The 442-nt window shown below is 48.0% G+C and carries 1 protein-coding gene; it reads left to right on the top strand.

Going from position 1 to position 442, the window contains the following annotated elements:
- Nucleotides 1–442, top strand: a 442-nt coding sequence (locus J3482_RS20280) for a transposase (protein ID WP_206923100.1), incomplete at both ends; no start/stop codon positions are given.

Below are 442 nucleotides of genomic sequence, written 5' to 3'. Positions count from 1 at the left end.
ATTCCGTTACCAATGCGGGTTTCGCCTGGATAAACGAGTTCCCTCTATCTCAACACTCAGTCGAGTCTTTGCAACCATTACAGAAAAGGGTCTTGCCAAAACCCTCTTCGTTGACCTGGTCAGTCAATGTCGAGAAGCAGGCATCATTGGTGGAACTCATCTCGCGATTGACAGTACAGCGATCTCTGCATATGAAAGGAAACAGCCAAAGTTACGTAGTCAGGAAACTGGCAACGCCAACTGGGGTGCCAAGTACGACACATTTGGCAATCAACTCACCTGGTTCGGCTATAAGATTCACCTTGCGGTGGATACTGCCAGTGAACTCCCGGTATCTCTTGAGGTCACACCGGCACATGTTTATGACGGTGAAATCGCCATCCCGCTTATGAAAGATATTGCCGAGAACCTTGGATGGAAGTTCAAGTTTGTCATGATGGAT

The sequence above is a fragment of the Alicyclobacillus suci genome (assembly GCF_017329615.1).
Lineage (GTDB): Bacteria > Bacillota > Bacilli > Alicyclobacillales > Alicyclobacillaceae > Alicyclobacillus > Alicyclobacillus suci.
This window is presented reverse-complemented; position numbering and strand designations above follow the sequence as displayed.